Raw genomic sequence first — 15,684 nt, forward strand, 5'->3', positions numbered from 1 at the left:
CAGGCGGCCGGGCGGGCCGGTCCGCGAGCGGGCGGGCGGCTACTCGGCGCGCGGCGGCCGTGGGGTCTCGCCGGTGTCGTCGGCGGCGGACCGCCGGGCGCGGTGGAAGGCCCCGAAGCGGGCCCCGATATCGCGTGCGGGACGCGGAGCCGCCTGCGACGGCACGCCGTCCGCACCGGTGCGTTGGCCGTCGTGGCCGCCGCGTTCGCCGCCGCGTTCGCCGTCCCGCCGGTCCTGGCCGGGCCGCGTGGGGTGCGCGGCGGCCATCGTGCGGCCCGGGCGGCGCACGGGCAGCCCGCCGGGGGTGGCCGTCACGCCGTCGCGCGCGGCATCGGACGCGTCGGCGGTGGGGTCGGCGGCGAGAGCGGGGGCGGGGGCGGCGGCCGGGTCCGGCGCGGATTCCGGTACGGGTACGGGTACGGATGCGGGTGCGGCCACGGTCCCCGCGGCGGGCGCCGCCGCGGTGCGGGCACTGTCGGCCTGCTCGGTCTGCGGGGTCTGCTGGGCCTGCTGGGCCTGCTGGGCGAGGAGCTGCGGGGGCAGCAGGACGACGACGCCGGTGCCGCCGCGCGCGGAGGGGCGGAAGTTCACGCTGACCCCGTACTTGGCGGCCAGGCGGCCGACGACCGCGAGGCCGAGGCGGGTGCCCTGGAGCAGCGCGAGGTCGGCCGCCTGCCCGGACACCGACTCCTTGGCGCGGCGCAGCGCCGCCTCGGACATGCGCAGGCCGCTGTCCTCGATGGTGACGACGAGGCCGGTGCGCGACTCCTCGACGTAGACGTGGACTTCGTCGGTGGGCGGCGAGAAGTTCGCCGCGTTGTCCATCAGCTCGGCCAGCAGGTGCATGACGCCCTCGGCGGCGAAGCCGACGACGGCCGCCTTGCTGGAGCTGTGCAGCCGCACGCGCTGGTAGGCGGCGATGCGTCCCACGGCGCCGCGCAGGATGCTCTCCATGACGATCGGCTTGTTCCAGGCGCGGCTGGAGCGGCCGCCCATCAGGAGCGCGAGGCGGTCGGTCATCAGGCCGAGCTGGGAGGTGCTGTGGTCGATCCTGAGCAGGTCGCCGAAGACCTGCTCGCCGTGCCGGTCCTGCATGTCGCGCAGGTCGGCGAGCATGCTCACGGACTTGGCCTGGACCCGGCTGAGGGCCTTGGCGCTCGCGGCCTGGGCGGCGGCCGCGCGCCGCTCGCTCAGGGCGAGTTCCCGCACGGCGGCCTCGGTCAGCTCGCGCAGCGTGGGGTCGGCGGGCCACGCGGTCTGGGCGAGGACGCGGTCCACCGAGGCGCCCTCGCGCAGCGTGCGCACGACGCCGGGCAGGGTCTCGGCGGCGAGGAACCGTACGTCCTCGGTCATCCGGGCCAGGTCGCCGCCGGTGCGCTGGGCGGCCGCGGCGGCGCTCGCGGCGCGCCGCTCCGCGTCGGTAAGGGCGGTCAGGCACACGTTCAGGAGTTCGCGGTGGGAGGGTTCGGCGGGCGGCCGGATCTGGCTGAGGGCGTCCTGTGGTCCGCCGCCCTCGCGCAGGGCCCGCGCCACCGTCGGCACGGTCACCTGTGCCAGGTGGATGACCTCGGCGCCGCGGGCGCCCAACTGGGTCCTCGCGCCGTCGAGCTCGCCCTCGACCTTGGCGGCGTGCGCCCGCAGCCGGGACGTGGTGGCGCGCCCGGTCCAGACGAGCAGGGCCAGGGCCAGCCAGCCGACGGCGGCCACGGCGGCCACCCAGCTCCGGGCGGCGTCCGGGGCGAGCCCCGCCGCTCCGGCTCCGGCCACGGCGGCCGCTCCGAGCAGGAGCAGCGGCAGCGACGACGCCGAGCGCGGGGTTCCGGCTATGCCGGACGGGCGCCCATCAGCGGACATTGTCATTCCGTGACCCCTCGGTCTCCGCACCGGGATGCGAGCTGATCGCCCGCCCTCACCTCGCCGCCGTCAGGGAGGCCGCTTCGCGACACGGCGCTCCGACGGCTGCGCACGGTCATGCTAATCCCAAGATCGTGTGGTGCGGGCAGGCATGGTGAACCGGAGCCTCCGCCTCGTTGGCTTCGTCGCGAAAGGGACCGCCGCGCGCGAGGGCGTGTTAAAGGACGCGCCGCGTCAAGGCGGCGCGCGGTCAGGCCCGTACGACCGACCCAAACGTTTCCGCCGCCGGTCACGGCTCGTCACGAGTCATCAGTTTCTCTGACTAGAACGCCCTATCTACCCGATGAGCCGTCAAATCCCGCCATCCCGCGCCCCTCACGCAAACATAGGAGTTCAAGTACGGACCATACAGCGATGATTTTCAGCCAAACACCGCCGGAACCTGTCGCCGACGACCCCGATCCAAGGAGACGCATGAGCGCCCCCGACCCCGCGCCCGACTCCGCGACCGGCCCCGTGTCCGGCCCGTCGTCGGCTCACGAGCCCCTGACCTGTCTGGTGACCGGCGCGACCGGCTACATCGGCGGCCGTCTGGTGCCCGAACTGCTCGCCGCGGGGCACCGGGTGCGCTGCGTGGCCCGCTCCCCCGGCAAGCTGCGCGACCACCCGTGGGCGGACCGCGTGGAGGCCGTGCGCGGCGACGTCACCGACGCCGCCTCCACGCGCGCCGCCCTGAGCGGCGTCGACGTGGCCTACTACCTGGTCCACGCCCTGGGCACCGGCACGGACTTCGAGGCGACCGACCTGCGCGCGGCCCGCGTCTTCGGGGAGCAGGCGCGGGCCGCCGGGGTGCGCAGGATCGTCTACCTCGGCGGCCTCACCCCGGCCGGGGTGCCCGAGCGCGAGCTCTCGCCGCACCTCAGGTCCCGGTCCGAGGTCGGCCGCGCGCTCCTGGACTCGGGGGTGCCCACCACGGTGCTGCGGGCGGCCGTCGTCATCGGTTCCGGCTCCGCCTCCTTCGAGATGCTGCGCCACCTCACCGAACGGCTGCCGGTGATGGTCACGCCCCGCTGGGTGGGCACCCGCGTCCAGCCGATCGCGGTCCGGGACGTGCTGCGGCTCCTGGTCGGCAGCGCCCGCATGCCCGCCGACGTCAGCGGGGCCTTCGACATCGGCGGCCCGGACGTCCTCACCTACCGGGACATGATGCTGCGGTACGCCGCCGTCGCGGGCCTGCCCCGGCGGGTGATCGTGCCCGTGCCCGTGCTCACCCCGGGCCTGTCCAGCCACTGGGTGGGGCTCGTCACGCCCGTCCCGCGGTCGATCGCGCGCCCGCTGACCGAGTCGCTGCGCCACGAGGTGGTCTGCCGGGAGCACGACATCGAGCGGTACGTGCCAAGCCCCCCGGGCCACCCCGTCGGCTTCGACGAGGCCGTCGCGCTCGCGCTCCAGCGCGTGCGCGACGCGCGCGTGGACACCCGCTGGTCCTCGGCCGCCACGCCCGGCGCCCCCAGCGACCCGCTGCCCACCGACCCCGACTGGGCCGGGGGCAGCCTCTACACCGACGAGCGGGAGCTGACCTCCGACGCGCCGCCCGCCGCGCTGTGGCGCGTGGTCGAGGGCATCGGCGGGGAGAACGGCTGGTACTCCTTCCCGCTCGCCTGGGCGGCGCGCGGCCGGCTCGACCGCCTCGTGGGCGGCGTCGGCCTGCGCCGGGGGCGGCGCGACGCGGCCCGGCTTCGGGTGGGCGACTCGCTCGACTTCTGGCGGGTTGAGGAGATCGAGCCCGGGCGGCTGCTTCGGCTGCGGGCGGAGATGCGCCTGCCGGGCCTCGCCTGGCTGGAGATGCGGGTCGAGCCCGTGGACGGCGGCCGCTCCCGCTACCGGCAGCGGGCCGTGTTCCACCCGCACGGCCTGCTGGGCCACGCCTACTGGTGGAGCGTCTCGCCGTTCCACGCGGTCGTCTTCGGCGGCATGGCCCGCCGCATCACCCGTACCGCCGCGACAGCGGGCGGCCACGGCGGCCGGGCGGGCGGGTCCTGAGGGACGGCCGCCCGCGAGCGGGGCGGCACCGCATCCGCGCGGCCCCCGCCGGAGGAAGGGGCAGCGGAAGACCACCACGGGCCGGGCGGGGGCGCGACCCCGTCCGGCCCGGCACACCGTCAGCGAGGAGTCGCGCCCATGAACGTCTCGGTCGTCCTGTTCACGTCGGACCTGCGCCTGCACGACCATCCCCCGCTGCGGGCCGCCCTCGCGTCCGGCGACGAGGTGGTGCCCTTGTTCGTACGGGACCGGGCCGTGGCCGCCGCCGGGTTCGCCGCGCCCAACCGCCTGGCGTTCCTCGCCGACTGCCTCGCCGACCTCGACGCGGGCCTGCGCGAGCGCGGCGGGCGGCTCGTCGTGCGCTCCGGCGACCTCGTGGAGGAGGTGTGCGGGGCGGTCACCGAGTCCGACGCGGACGAGGTCCACATGGCGGCCGACCACAGCGCGTACGCGCACCGCCGCGAGGAGCGGCTGCGCACGGCCCTGGAGGCCATGGGGCGCAGGCTCCTCGTCCACGACACCGTGGGCACGGTCGTCGCGCCGGGCGCCGTGACCCCGGCCGCATCGGACCACTTCGCCGTGTTCACGCCGTACTTCCGGCACTGGTCGGGGCAGCGCCCTCGGGACGTGCTCGCGGCGCCGCGCGCCGTGCGCGTCCCGGACGGCGTGGGCTCCGAGCCGCTGCCGGAGCGCGCGGCGGTCGCCGGGGTGTCGCCGGGGCTCGCGCCCGGCGGCGAGCGGCAGGGCCGCAGCCGGTTCGCGTCCTGGCGGCGCGCGGGCCTCGCCGGGTACGAGGAGGTCCACGACGACCTGGCCGCCGACGCCACCTCGCGGCTCTCCCCGCACCTGCACTTCGGGTCCCTGTCGCCGGTGGAACTCGCGCACCGCGCGCGCCGCGAGGACGGCCCGGGCGCCGCCGCTTTCGTGCGCCAGCTGGCCTGGCGGGACTTCCACCGCCAGGTCCTCGCGGCCCGCCCGGACGCGGCCTTCGCGGACTACCGCACGCACCGCGACCGCTGGCGCTCCGGCGAGGCGGCGCGCGCCGAGGCCGCGGCGTGGCGGGAGGGCCGCACCGGCTACCCGCTGATCGACGCGGCGATGCGGCAGCTGCGGCACGAGGGCTGGATGCACAACCGGGGCCGCCTGCTCACCGCGAGCTTCCTCACCAAGACGCTGTACGTGGACTGGCGCGTCGGCGCCGAGCACTTCCTGTCGCTGCTCGTGGACGGGGACGTCGCGAACAACCAGCTCAACTGGCAGTGGATGGCGGGCACCGGCACGGACACACGCCCCAACCGCGTCCTCAACCCCGTCACCCAGGCCAAGCGGTACGACCCCGACGGCCGGTACGTGCGGCGCTGGGTGCCCGAGCTCGAGGGGCTCGCCGCTCCGGCCGTGCACGAGCCGTGGAAGCTGACGGGCCCGGACCGGGCCGCCTACGACTACCCCGACCCGGTGGTGGAGCTCGCGGACGGCCTCGCGCGGTTCAAGCGGGCCCGCGGCCGCGCCTGAACGGCCCGCCGCGGCGGGACCGCCGGTCGGGGCTGCCGCCGGGCCACCACCGCGCGGCCGCTGGTCAGGGCGCGGGCGGGGCCGCCGCGTCCACGCCGCACAGGCCGAGCAGGGTGCGGGTCGCCTCCTGGAGCCCGAGGCAGCGCACGAGTCCGGGCAGGGCGCGCCGCCCCCAGCCCGGCCCCGCGGGCAGCACCGCGGGGTGCCTGCGGGCGCCCTTGACGCCCCACTCCATCGCGGCCACGTGCCGGGCGAGCGGAACGCTTGCGGTGGAGCGGGTCTGCGACCACAGGACCACGGCCGCGGGCCCGGTCCTGCGCACCGCCGTGACCAGGGCCTCCACCGGGACGGCCGCGCCCAGGATGCGGGTGGGCACGCCGCGCGCGCCGAGGGCCGCGTTCAGCGCCTCCACGGCCAGGGTGTGCTGCTCTCCGGGCACGCAGGCGATCAGCACCGGCGGGGTGTCGAGCACCGTGACGGGGCCGGGAAGCAGCAGGGGCGCGCTGCGCAGCGTGGTGGACATGTGCCAGGACAGCAGGTGCTCGACCTCGACGTAACGGTCCCCGGACGACGCCCACTTGCGGCCCACGGCGCGCAGCGTCGGCACCATGACCTCCTCCCACACCGTCGTCAGGCCGTGCTCCCCGACCAGGGAGTTGAGCTGGCTCTGCACCTCCGGCGCGTCGAGGCGCACCGCGGCGCGCGCCAGGCCCCTGCACTCTTGGCGGACATCGCCGAGGGGCAGTCCGCCGCTGTCCTCGCGGGCCCCCGGGCCGCCGCGCGCGACGGGGGCGGGCCCCGGTGCGGACGGGGCCCGGCTGCGGGCCTTGGCCAGGCGGGCGGCCTCGGCGGGCGGCACTCCGGTGGCGGTCAGCGCGCACATGTCCCGGACCATGGCGGTGTCGTGCGCGCTCCAGCGCCGGTGGTGCCCCGGGGCGCGCACGGCGGGGCCGAGGCCGTAGCGGCGGTCCCAGCTCCGCAACGTGGTCGGCGAGACACCGAGGCTCCGGGCCAGGGCGCCGGTGGTGAGGGCCGCGCTGTCGCCGTCAGCGGGACCAGGGGAACCGGAGGGGGCAGCGGAACCGAGAGGGGCGGCGGAGGCCACGTCCTCGTCGTTCGCGTCCGGACCGGCCTTCGCGTCGCTCACGACGGCCACGATACGACGCAGAATCGACGCACGTTGCCGGGCGCCGGGAGCGGTTCGCACGATGGGGCGGCTGGTCAGCGCGGCGCGCGCGGCCGGCCTTCGCACCCGCCCCGGAACACCGCGCGGCCCCGGGCCCGGCCGTCCCCGCGGCCGGGCGGCCCGGCCGTGGAAGGAGCCGCCGCCATGGCCGCAGCCCCCGCCGCACCGTCCGCCGTCGGCACCTCGCGCGCGGTGGGCGCGCCCACTGACCAGGCGGACGAGGCGGACGAGGCGGTCGTCGAGGCCTTCCTGACCGGGGGCGACGACGGCCTGGCCGGTGCCTACCGGCGGTGGGGACCGTTCGTGCACGCACTCGCCCGGCGCTCGCTCGGCGACGACCGCGAGGCCGAGGACGTCACCCAGCAGGTGTTCCTCGCCGCCTGGCGCGGGCGCGGCGGCTACGCCCCGCGGCGCGGCGCGTTCCCCGCCTGGCTGGTGGGCATCACGCGGCGCAAGGTCGCCGACGCCCTCACCGCCCGTACCCGGCGCGCGGACCTGGTCACGGCCGCGGGCGCGGCGCTGGCCGCGCGCCCCGCCCAGCCGACTCCGGACGCGGTGCTCGACCGCGTCCTCGTGGGCCACGAGCTGGCCCGGCTCTCCGCGCCGCAGCGGCGCGTGCTGCGCCTGGCCTTCTACGACGACCTCACGCAGCCGCAGATCGCCGAGCTCACCGGCTGACCGCTCGGCACGGTCAAGAGCCACGCCCGCCGGGGCCTGCACCGGCTGCGTCTGCTCCTTGACGCGCCTGCTCCTTGACGCGCCTGCTCCTTGAGGGGTGAGCGGACGCCGCGCGCCCCCTCGGGGGGGCTACGCCGAGACCCAGCCCCGGGCCCGCGCGAGCTCGACGACGCAGGCGCGCACCTGCTTGATCTGCTCGCCCGTCAGGGAGCCCGCCGAGTCGAGGAGGGCCTCCGTGAGGTCGCGGGCGAACGCGTCGGCGGACGAGGAGGAGCGGTCGGGGGCCGTGGCGCGCGGCGCGAGGCCGCCGCGCGGCAGCTGGTGCGAGCCCGACTGGTGGACGAGGCGGATGTTGGACGCCTTGGGCCCCTTGTCCCCCATCTCCATGAAGAACTCGACCTCGCTGCCCTCCTGGTAGAGGTACTTCTCGTCCACCAGGTCGTTGGCGTGCATGAACACGTCCTCGTCGCCCGTCTCGGGGGCGATGAACCCGTATCCGCGAACCTCGTCGAACCGCAGGACCTTCCCCACCGTCAGCACACCCATTGCCACCACACCTCGTCCGACCACGTGGAGGGCGTCACCCGGCGTGAGCCCTCGCTGAAGCACCTGTACGAGGAACCTACCGTGCCCCGTCGCGGCCTTCCCAGCGGGTCCGCCCGAGCTCCCCGAGCTCCCCGAGCACCGCTTCCGCGCAGGCGATGACCCCTTCGACCGAACCGGGGTCGGGCGTCCAGCAGTCGCTCACCAGGTGCACGGCCTCGCCGGGCAGGGGGCGGCGCACCCGGGCGGCCACGTCCTCGGGGTCGTGGCCGGGCCGCCACACGTGCCAGGCCCCGTCGTGCGGCGGCCGGTTCCAGTCCTGGTGGCGGGCAGCCAATGGGGCCTCCAGGTCCGGGAGTTGATGCATCTCGGCGACCAGGTGGTGGGCCCGTTCGGCCACGTCTGCGCCGGCGGCGCGCGCGGTGTCCCAGGAGCGGGTGGCGGGCCCGCTCGGATAGGCGGCCAGGAGCAGCCCGCGGCCGCGGTCGCCGGGCGGCGGGCAGGTGCCGCCGTACCAGAGCTGGCGCAGCGGCAGGTCCGTGGTGCCGCGCCCCCGCCGGATGCCGAGCTCGCGCCACCACGCCGTCCGGTAGAGCAGGAACAGCTTGTGCGCGGGGACGGCCTCGACCGCGGCGAGGTCCGCGCGCAGCCGGGGTGTGAAGGGCAGCCCGTCCGGAGCGAGCCGGAGCAGCGCCCCTGGCGGCAGGGCGAGGACGACGGTACGGGCGTGGACGCGCACGTGGGCGCCGGTGGGGCGGCCGTGCTCGTCCTCCAGGGCGAACGTCAGGCGGTAGCGGCGCGCCCCGCCGTCGGCCCCGGCGCCCGCCTCCGGCTCCGCCCGGTCGATCCGCAGCAGCCGGTGGCCGAGGCGGAGGCCGCCGCCCGCCGCCGTGAAGCGGTCGCACAGGGCGAGCGGGAGGCTCTGCATGCCGTGGCGCAGTGTCACGTACTCGGCGTGGGGCGGGGTGCGGAACAGGAGGGCGAGCTGCTGTGCGGCGTTCTCGCCGCTGGCGCCCAGGTCGTAGCCGCCGGCGTCGTCCAGGAGCGCGACGGCCTCCGCGCCGAGTGCCGCGCGCAGCGCGTCGGCGTACGTCATGCGCGCGAGCGTCACTCCCCCGACGCTCGCGCGGTCGCGGTGGGCGCGGAACGCGCCCGCGGCGCGCGCGGCCCCGCTCGTGTCGCCCCGCTCGCGCGCCTCGTGGTGGGCGCGGCGCAGCGCGGCGAAGCCGGGTACGTACGCCTCGGCCGCGCGCAGCGCGAGTCCGGCCGGGTCGAGTCCGCGCTCGTGCTCCTCCAGGGCGTAGGGAACCCTGGCGGCGTCGGCGAGTTCACGCTGACGGAGCGTCACCCCGCGGACGTGGACGGGGTTCTCGGGGCGGCCGAAGTCGAAGGGGACGAGGTCGGGCGCGAGTCCCACCCGGCGCACGACGTCCAGGACCTGCCGCAGCCCCCGGTGCAGCCGCATCGCCCCGAGGTCGGCGACCGCCCCCTGCCCCAGGCGCACCGACCACAGCCGTCCGCCCACGCGGTGCGCGCGCTCGAAGAGCGCCACGCCTGCCCGCGCCGTCGTTCCCGCGCGTTCCGAATCCCCGTGGATTTCGCCCTGGCACACGAGCCGTTCGGCCAGGAAACAGCCTCCGATTCCGGCGCCCACTATCGCGGTGTCCAGCACGGGCAACACATCTGACGGACCGTGAGTTAGCTTCACCGTATTTGCCCTTGCATGGTTTACCGCCCGCTCCTTGTGATCTACAGTCGCGCTCACGCAGACGTCTTAGCACATTCGGGTTCCCGCGCCCGCCGCGGACCCGGAAGCTCCGCACATGAGCACGCTGGAGAGAAACCCATGATTTTCCGTAAAGAAATCGCCGCCGAAACCACGGACGCCTACCGCACGTTGGCCGCCTACTTTCAGGACGTGCGGTCGTTCTTCGAGGTCCTCAGCGTGCGTTTCAGCCTGCCCGAGTACGGTGTGAGCCTGCGCCCCGTGGCGGGCAACGAACTCTTCTCGAACGCCAACAGCTATCTGCTCTCCGACGACAGCTCCTACCCGTACTACCTGTGGCTGCCGAGCTGGCTCGGCCGCTTCTACATCGACGCCGACGCCGTCGCCGACGGCCAGCGGGCGGACGACGTGAGCACCGCGCACGCGCGCCACATCGCGTTCGTGTGGCCGTGGCTCGGGTTCAACGACGCCTACGTCAAGGACGCCGGGGAGCCCGAGTGCTGGTTCGGCGTGGCGGACCCCCAGCCCCAGGACGCCCGGGAGACCGTGCGCACCACGGCGCAGAGCCTGTTCAACTACTTCCGCCTCGAGCACACCCTCGACGGCGAGCACCAGGGCTGGCTGACCGGCCACTTCACGCCGAACGCCGCGGTCGGCTGCAACCTCACGGGGCGCTGGCACCTGCGCCGGGTGCCGCTGTCGGCGCTCACGAACTACTACGAGGTGGAGAAGAACGTCATCCAGCCGCTGGGCGAGAAGTTCAGCGCGCTGGCGTCAGGCGCGGCGGACGAGGCCTTCGCGGCGGCGCCGGGCCTGAACGGGCGGGCGGCGCCGCGGCAACCGGAATCGACGCCGTCCCCGGTGCGTTCGTAAATCCCTTGAAATAGGGGTTGTTGAGGGGTGCCCCGGGGCTATCCGAAGCCCGTGGCACCCCAGAACAATCTCAGGGAGTCCAAGGTGCCAAGACGAGGGGTGACCCCATGCGAGGAATCGACAACAGCATCTCCGCCACCACGTTGAACTCCGTGCACCTCGAAGGCGGACCGAGCACCCTTTCCGGAACTGTCGTCCTCGCCGAGCTCAACGAAGTGATCTGCTCCTCGGAGAAGATCAAGATTCGGCACGGAAACGGCTATGAGCACTATGAGTTCATCGATGCTCCGGGCCGGTCGAGGGACACTCCGGGCGGTACGGAATTCCCGCCGCGGAAGCTGCGCTGGGTGGGCCGTACGAAAATCGCCGAGTAACCGGGCGGCTGACCGGCCGCGCGGGTAGCGCTCATGGGCGTCGCATAAAAGCGAAGGGCGCCCCACCGTTGTCGCGGTGGGGCGCCCTTCTCGCGGTGCGGCCGGTCAGCCGCGTCGGCCCTGCGGCGGATACTGCGCGTAGGGCGAACCGCTCTGCGTGGGCACCGGCTCCTGGTGCCCGCCGTACGGGGGCGCGCCCTGCTGCGGGACGTCCGGCTGGATGCGGCGCGGCCACCAGGCGGCACGTCCGAACAGCGCGGTGAGGGCGGGCGTGAAGAACATCGCCATCACGAACGCCGAGATCATGATGCCGAAGGCGACCGCGAACCCGATCTGGGCGAGCGAGACGTCACTGGCCAGGAGCATCGAGGCGAACGTGCCCGCGAGGATCACACCGGCCGCGGCCACCGTCGGGCCCGCGTGCTGGATGCTCTTGGCGGTGGCCTCGCGCGGGCCGAGGCCTTCCTTGGCCTCCTCCCGCAGGCGCGCGACCATCAGGATGTTGTAGTCGGTGCCGATGGCGACGACGAACAAGTACATGATGACCGGCAGGAAGAACGTCAGGCCCGCCTGGTTCTCGATCTCCTGGAAGAGGATCACGCTCGCGCCGAGCGTGGCGCCGAAGCCGAGCGCGACCGACACCATCAGATAGACCGGCGCGACGATGCTGCGCAGCAGCAGGCCGAGGATGAGCATGATGAGCGCGGCCGCGGTCGGGAAGACCACGGAGAAGTCACGGTTGACGGCCTTGTTGATGTCGACGAACACCGAGGTGACGCCGCCCACCTTGGTCTCGGTGCCGGGCGGGGCCTGCTCGTGGGCCGTGGTGCGCAGCGGTCCGCGGACGATGTCCATCGCCTCGCGGCCGTTGGGGTCCGTCGTCAGGACGGCGTTGAACTCGGCGGTCCTGCCGTCCTTGCTGAGCTGCGAGCGCGAGGCGTCGCCCACGCCCTTGACCTGCTTCAGCTGGGCGACGAAGGCGTTCATGTCGGCGGGCTTCAGCTTGTCGCCGTTGGTGGACCGCATCAGGACGGTGCTGGGGTTGGTGCTGCCCGCCGGGAGGTCCTTGCTCATGGTGTGCAGGGCGACCTGGGACTCCTTCTTGGAGTTCTCGTCCTCCTGGCTGGCGAAGGTCGGCTTGTAGCCGAGCGCGCCGAGGGCGAGGACCACCATCAGGGCGCCGGAGCCGATGACGAACAGGCCGGGGCGGCGGGCCACGGACCGGCCGAGGGCGCCGAAGCGGGCCGCGCGAGGCTCCCGCTGCCACGACTTGGACGGCCAGAACACCTTGGTGCCCATCAGGGAGATGACCGCGGGGATCAGCGTGAGACAGGCGAGCAGGGTCACGCCGATGGCGATGGCGAGCGCCGGGCCCATCGAGACGAGGAAGCTGAGCGAGGAGAGCAGCAGCGCGAGGAAGCAGACGATGACGGCTCCGGCGGCCGAGGCGATGGCCTCGCCGACCCGGCCGACCGCCGAGATCATGGCGGTCTTCGGGTCCTCGCCGAGCCGCAGCCGCTCCCGGTAGCGGAACATCAGGAACAGGATGTAGTCCGTACCGACGCCGAACAGCACCACGATGAGCAGCGACGACACCGAACTGTCGGCCTTGAGGTGGAACACCTTGGCGCAGGTGGCGATGAGGCCGTTGGCGATCTGGGAGACCAGGGTGATGCCGACGATGGTGAGGACGGTGATCGTCGGGCTGCGGAAGATGATCGTCATCAGGACGACGATCAGGATGATGGTGCCGAGGAAGATCAGCCCGTCGGCCTCCTTGGAGGCCTTCTCGTTGTCGAGCTGCGTGGCCGCGTCACCGGTGACGCCCCACTTCAGGCCGGTGTCCCGGACCAGGGACTTGAGGTCGTCCCGCATGTCCTCGACCGCGTGCTGCTGGCTCTTGTCGCCCGCCTTCACGTCGGCCATCGACACCATCACCGTCTGCACCTTCTTGTGCGGCGACGGGGGCGCGGTGACGACCTGCTCGACCTTGTCGTACTTCTTGGCCTCGATGGCCTTGCCGACCTTGGTGACCTTCGCCGAGTCGGCGGCGTTCAGCGGCTTGTCGTCCTCGCGCGTGAACACGACGATCGCCGAGGGGCTGAAGCCCTTGGGGAACGCCTTCTCCTGGATCTTCTGCGCCTGGATCGACTCGTAGTGCTTGGGAAGGAACTCGGCTTGGTCGGTTGTGGTGGTCAGCGACGGGGCGAAGCCGATCACGGCCGCCCCGGCGATGAGCCAAGTGATGATCACCAGCCACCGGTGGCCGACGACGAAACGTCCTAGGGCTTTGAACACGGTTCCTTCCTCCACTCCGGGTCACGCCGGAGTACTTGTCTTCTGCTCTTCCAGGGGGTGAGGGGGCGGCGGCCCTGAGGGCTACGCCGCGGGGGCGCGGAAGGGGGCGACGAGGCCCGGCAGGGCGGCTTCCGCGAAGCGCCACCCGTCGGCGACGTCGACGTCGCGTATTCGGACGGCGCCGTTGCCTGCGGCGGTGGTGGCGGTCAGGGTGAAGAGCCCGGCCCGGCGCTGGGTCCAGGACTGTCTCCCCGTCCAGCCGACGACGCTGTCGCGCCGCAGCGCCACCGTCCGGCGCACGAAGGTGCCTTGGCGTACGACGAGGTAGTCGCCGCACAGCGCGTGCCCGAGGCCCCGGTAGGCGTCTAGGGCGAGCAGCGCCCCGGGGCCCGCGGTGAGCAGCGCGGCGGCGAGCGCCGACCACCAGGGCAGCGGTCCGAGCACCTGGCCCGCCCCGGCCAGAGCGGCCGCTCCGGCCGGGGCCACCAGGCATCCGCGCACCAGGCGGCGGCGCAGTGCGGGCCGGGGGTGACCGCGCAGTGCCGCTCGTGCGATCGGCGAACGCTCCTCGTCGAGGACGTCGGCCGTGACCTGGTGCACGGAGTTCAGGGGTGCCGGCGGCAGCAGCTGCGCCGGGTGGGAGAGCCTGGCCGCGCCGGTGCCGAGGCCGGTGGCCAGGAGGTTGAGGCGGGCCGCCGCGCACCAGCGCAGGGGCAGCGGGCTCGCGAGCTCGACGCCGCAGATCCGGCGCTCGGCCACGGACACCGACCGGGAGGTGAGCAGGCCGCGGCTGAGGTGCAGGGAGCCGCCGGGCTCGCGTTCGAGGCGGTGTCCGTACCAGGCCTCGGTGAAGGACACCAGGGAGCCCGCGACGCCGATGGCGAGCAGGACGGCCGCCACCACGGCGGCGGCGACGGCGACCGGCAGCGACGCCAGCCAGTCCCAGGTCTGGCGCGCGGCGTGGTTGCTTGTGAGGTCGAGGCCGAGGGTGTCCAGGAGCTTGGAGACGCCGGTGACCACGGCGAGGACCCCGGCGAACGTGGTGAGGGTCAGCGGCGCGTAGCGCGCCCAGGTCCAGCGGGTGCGCGCGAGCGGGACCGGAAGGGCGGGGGCGGCGTCCGCGCCGGGCGCGTCGTCCCGGCGCAGGAGCAGCGCCCGGAACTGGACCGCCTGCGCGCGCGAGACGCCGTCGAGGACCAGTTCGTCGTCCTCGCTCTGGCGGGTGTTCTGGCCGGTGCCGACCTTGACGGCGGCGAGGCCGAAGAGCCGGTGCACGGGGTTCGCGGTCAGGTCGGCGCTGCGGACGCGGTCGCGGGGCACGGACTTGTCGGTGCGGAAGAGCAGACCGGAGTGCAGCTCGACCTCGGTGTCGGTGATCCGGAAGCGGGTGGTGCGGTAGCGCACCCACTCGTGCCCGGCCTGCACGCCCGCCACCACGATGTAGGAGCCGAGGACGATCAAGGCGTGCGCGTTGAGCAGGTCGCGGGCCAGGAACATCGCGCCGAGCAGCGGGAGGGCCGGTCCGACGAGCCAGCTGACGCTCACCGCGATCATGCGCGGATGCAGCCGCTGCCAGGGCACGGCCGCGGCGGTCCGTGGCGGGCCCGGCGCGTCGAGGGTCTTCGCGCGCGTCGTCACGTGCCGTCCTCGTGCAGGGCGCGGACGCGCTCGGTGAGGTCCTGGACCATGGCGGTGGCGAGGCGGTGGTCCAGGCCGACGATGGTGACCGGGCCCGCCGCCGACGCCGTCGTCACGGTCACCGCGGCCAGGCCGAACAGCTGCATCAGCGGGCCGCGCTTGGTGTCCAGGGTCTGGATGCGGGTGAACGGCACGACGCGCCATTCACGGGTGAGCCAGCCGGAGGCGGAGCACACCGCCTCGCCGCTGGCCTCCCAGCGGTGCACGCGGTAGCGGTACCAGGGGGTGAGCAGGGCGTGGCCGAGGCCGATGGGGCAGGCGACGGCGAAGGCGGGCCAGAGCCAGGAGGGGGCGCCGTCCATCCAGGACGCCGCCGCGATGGCGGCCAGGACCGGCACGACGACCAGGAGGTTCTGCGTCATCCACCAGTAGACGGCCCGGCGCTCCAGGCGCTGGCCCGGCTGCGGCTCGCCGAGGGAGTGGGCCGCGGCGGCGCGCTGGCCGACGGCGTCCCGTCTCCCCGGTGATGTCTGCCGCGTGTCGTGTGGCACTGCTCCTCCGCCCCCTTGGCTGCTCCTGTCCGACCAGCCAAACAAGCGGGGCGGTGGGGCAGGCAGAGCGGTTCGTGTGGAGTGGAAGCGACCAAGGTTGCAACTTCAGAGGCGCGCTACCCACTTTCGTACGCACCTATGTGTCCTATGGAGCACAGGTCTCTGTGGTGCGCGTGGGCGCCAGTAGGGTGACCGCGTGATAGGGCCGATTCGATGGTTGAACCGCAGCGCCGTCCTGGACACCATCCTCGTCGCCACGCTCATCGCACTCAACGTCTTCGTCGCCTTCTGGAGCAGCTTTCCCCGGGAAGAGCACCCGCGGTTTGGTCCGTGGGCGGGGTTGGGGTTGCAGGTGGTTGTGGTGGTGGTGTTGGTGGTGCGGCGGGTGTGGCCGTTGTTGGTGTTGGG

Annotated in this window: 12 protein-coding genes and 1 pseudogene; 6 read left to right on the forward strand and 7 right to left on the reverse strand. The window is 74.2% G+C overall.

The features are described 5' to 3' along the window. Positions 1 to 39: 39 nt before the first annotated feature. The gene (locus AC07A4_RS23175; RefSeq protein ID WP_478601661.1) at positions 40 to 1,854 is read right to left on the reverse strand and encodes a sensor histidine kinase; all 1,815 of its coding nucleotides are present in this window, start codon (positions 1,852 to 1,854) and stop codon (positions 40 to 42) included. 474 nt (positions 1,855 to 2,328) lie between these two features. Between AC07A4_RS23175 and AC07A4_RS23180 the strand changes: the two genes are divergently transcribed. Both AC07A4_RS23180 and AC07A4_RS23185 read left to right on the forward strand, forming a co-directional pair. Continuing rightward, the gene (locus AC07A4_RS23180) at positions 2,329 to 3,897 is read left to right on the forward strand and encodes an SDR family oxidoreductase (RefSeq protein ID WP_478601663.1); all 1,569 of its coding nucleotides are present in this window, start codon (positions 2,329 to 2,331) and stop codon (positions 3,895 to 3,897) included. Positions 3,898 to 4,035: 138 nt separating this feature from the next. Beyond that, positions 4,036 to 5,409, forward strand: coding sequence for a cryptochrome/photolyase family protein (locus tag AC07A4_RS23185; protein ID WP_478601665.1), 1,374 nt, complete (start codon positions 4,036 to 4,038; stop codon positions 5,407 to 5,409). A 64-nt stretch (positions 5,410 to 5,473) separates the two neighbouring features. On the opposite strand, the gene AC07A4_RS23190 is transcribed toward AC07A4_RS23185, so the two are convergent. Then, positions 5,474 to 6,514 carry a MerR family transcriptional regulator gene (locus AC07A4_RS23190; protein WP_478601716.1) on the reverse strand — a complete coding sequence of 347 codons (1,041 nt, stop codon included), beginning with the start codon at positions 6,512 to 6,514 and terminating at the stop codon, positions 5,474 to 5,476. Between the two features lie 225 nt (positions 6,515 to 6,739). On the opposite strand from AC07A4_RS23190, the pseudogene AC07A4_RS23195 reads away from it, so the two are divergent. Then, positions 6,740 to 7,270, forward strand: a pseudogene (locus AC07A4_RS23195) (sigma-70 family RNA polymerase sigma factor); the annotation flags it as partial. Between the two features lie 132 nt (positions 7,271 to 7,402). Here the strand turns inward: AC07A4_RS23195 and AC07A4_RS23200 are convergent. Next, the gene (locus tag AC07A4_RS23200) at positions 7,403 to 7,813 is read right to left on the reverse strand and encodes a cold-shock protein (RefSeq protein ID WP_478601718.1); all 411 of its coding nucleotides are present in this window, start codon (positions 7,811 to 7,813) and stop codon (positions 7,403 to 7,405) included. A gap of 82 nt (positions 7,814 to 7,895) precedes the next feature. Continuing rightward, entirely contained in the window at positions 7,896 to 9,581 is a 1,686-nt protein-coding gene (locus AC07A4_RS23205) for a flavin monoamine oxidase family protein (RefSeq protein ID WP_478601667.1), read from the reverse strand. An 81-nt stretch (positions 9,582 to 9,662) separates the two neighbouring features. On the opposite strand from AC07A4_RS23205, the gene AC07A4_RS23210 reads away from it, so the two are divergent. After that, entirely contained in the window at positions 9,663 to 10,415 is a 753-nt protein-coding gene (locus tag AC07A4_RS23210; protein ID WP_478601669.1) for a hypothetical protein, read from the forward strand. A gap of 107 nt (positions 10,416 to 10,522) precedes the next feature. Beyond that, positions 10,523 to 10,789 (forward strand): DUF5988 family protein, encoded by a 267-nt coding sequence (locus tag AC07A4_RS23215; RefSeq protein ID WP_478601671.1) that lies wholly within the window; start codon positions 10,523 to 10,525, stop codon positions 10,787 to 10,789. Between the two features lie 105 nt (positions 10,790 to 10,894). Here the strand turns inward: AC07A4_RS23215 and AC07A4_RS23220 are convergent, their stop codons facing one another. The 3 genes from AC07A4_RS23220 to AC07A4_RS23230 form a co-directional block, all read right to left on the reverse strand. Beyond that, positions 10,895 to 13,087 (reverse strand): MMPL family transporter, encoded by a 2,193-nt coding sequence (locus AC07A4_RS23220; protein WP_478601673.1) that lies wholly within the window; start codon positions 13,085 to 13,087, stop codon positions 10,895 to 10,897. An 81-nt stretch (positions 13,088 to 13,168) separates the two neighbouring features. Next, on the reverse strand, positions 13,169 to 14,725 hold the full coding sequence (locus AC07A4_RS23225; protein ID WP_478601675.1) for a PH domain-containing protein: 1,557 nt from the start codon (positions 14,723 to 14,725) through the stop codon (positions 13,169 to 13,171). Continuing rightward, positions 14,722 to 15,276, reverse strand: coding sequence for a PH domain-containing protein (locus tag AC07A4_RS23230; protein ID WP_478601677.1), 555 nt, complete (start codon positions 15,274 to 15,276; stop codon positions 14,722 to 14,724). The genes AC07A4_RS23225 and AC07A4_RS23230 overlap by 4 nt, the downstream gene beginning before the upstream one ends. A gap of 217 nt (positions 15,277 to 15,493) precedes the next feature. Here AC07A4_RS23230 and AC07A4_RS23235 point away from each other — a divergent pair. Next, on the forward strand, positions 15,494 to 15,684 hold a 191-nt coding region (locus AC07A4_RS23235), incomplete at its 3' end, for a hypothetical protein (RefSeq protein WP_478601679.1).

The sequence above is a fragment of the Streptomyces sp. NPDC043996 genome, from assembly GCF_056435225.1.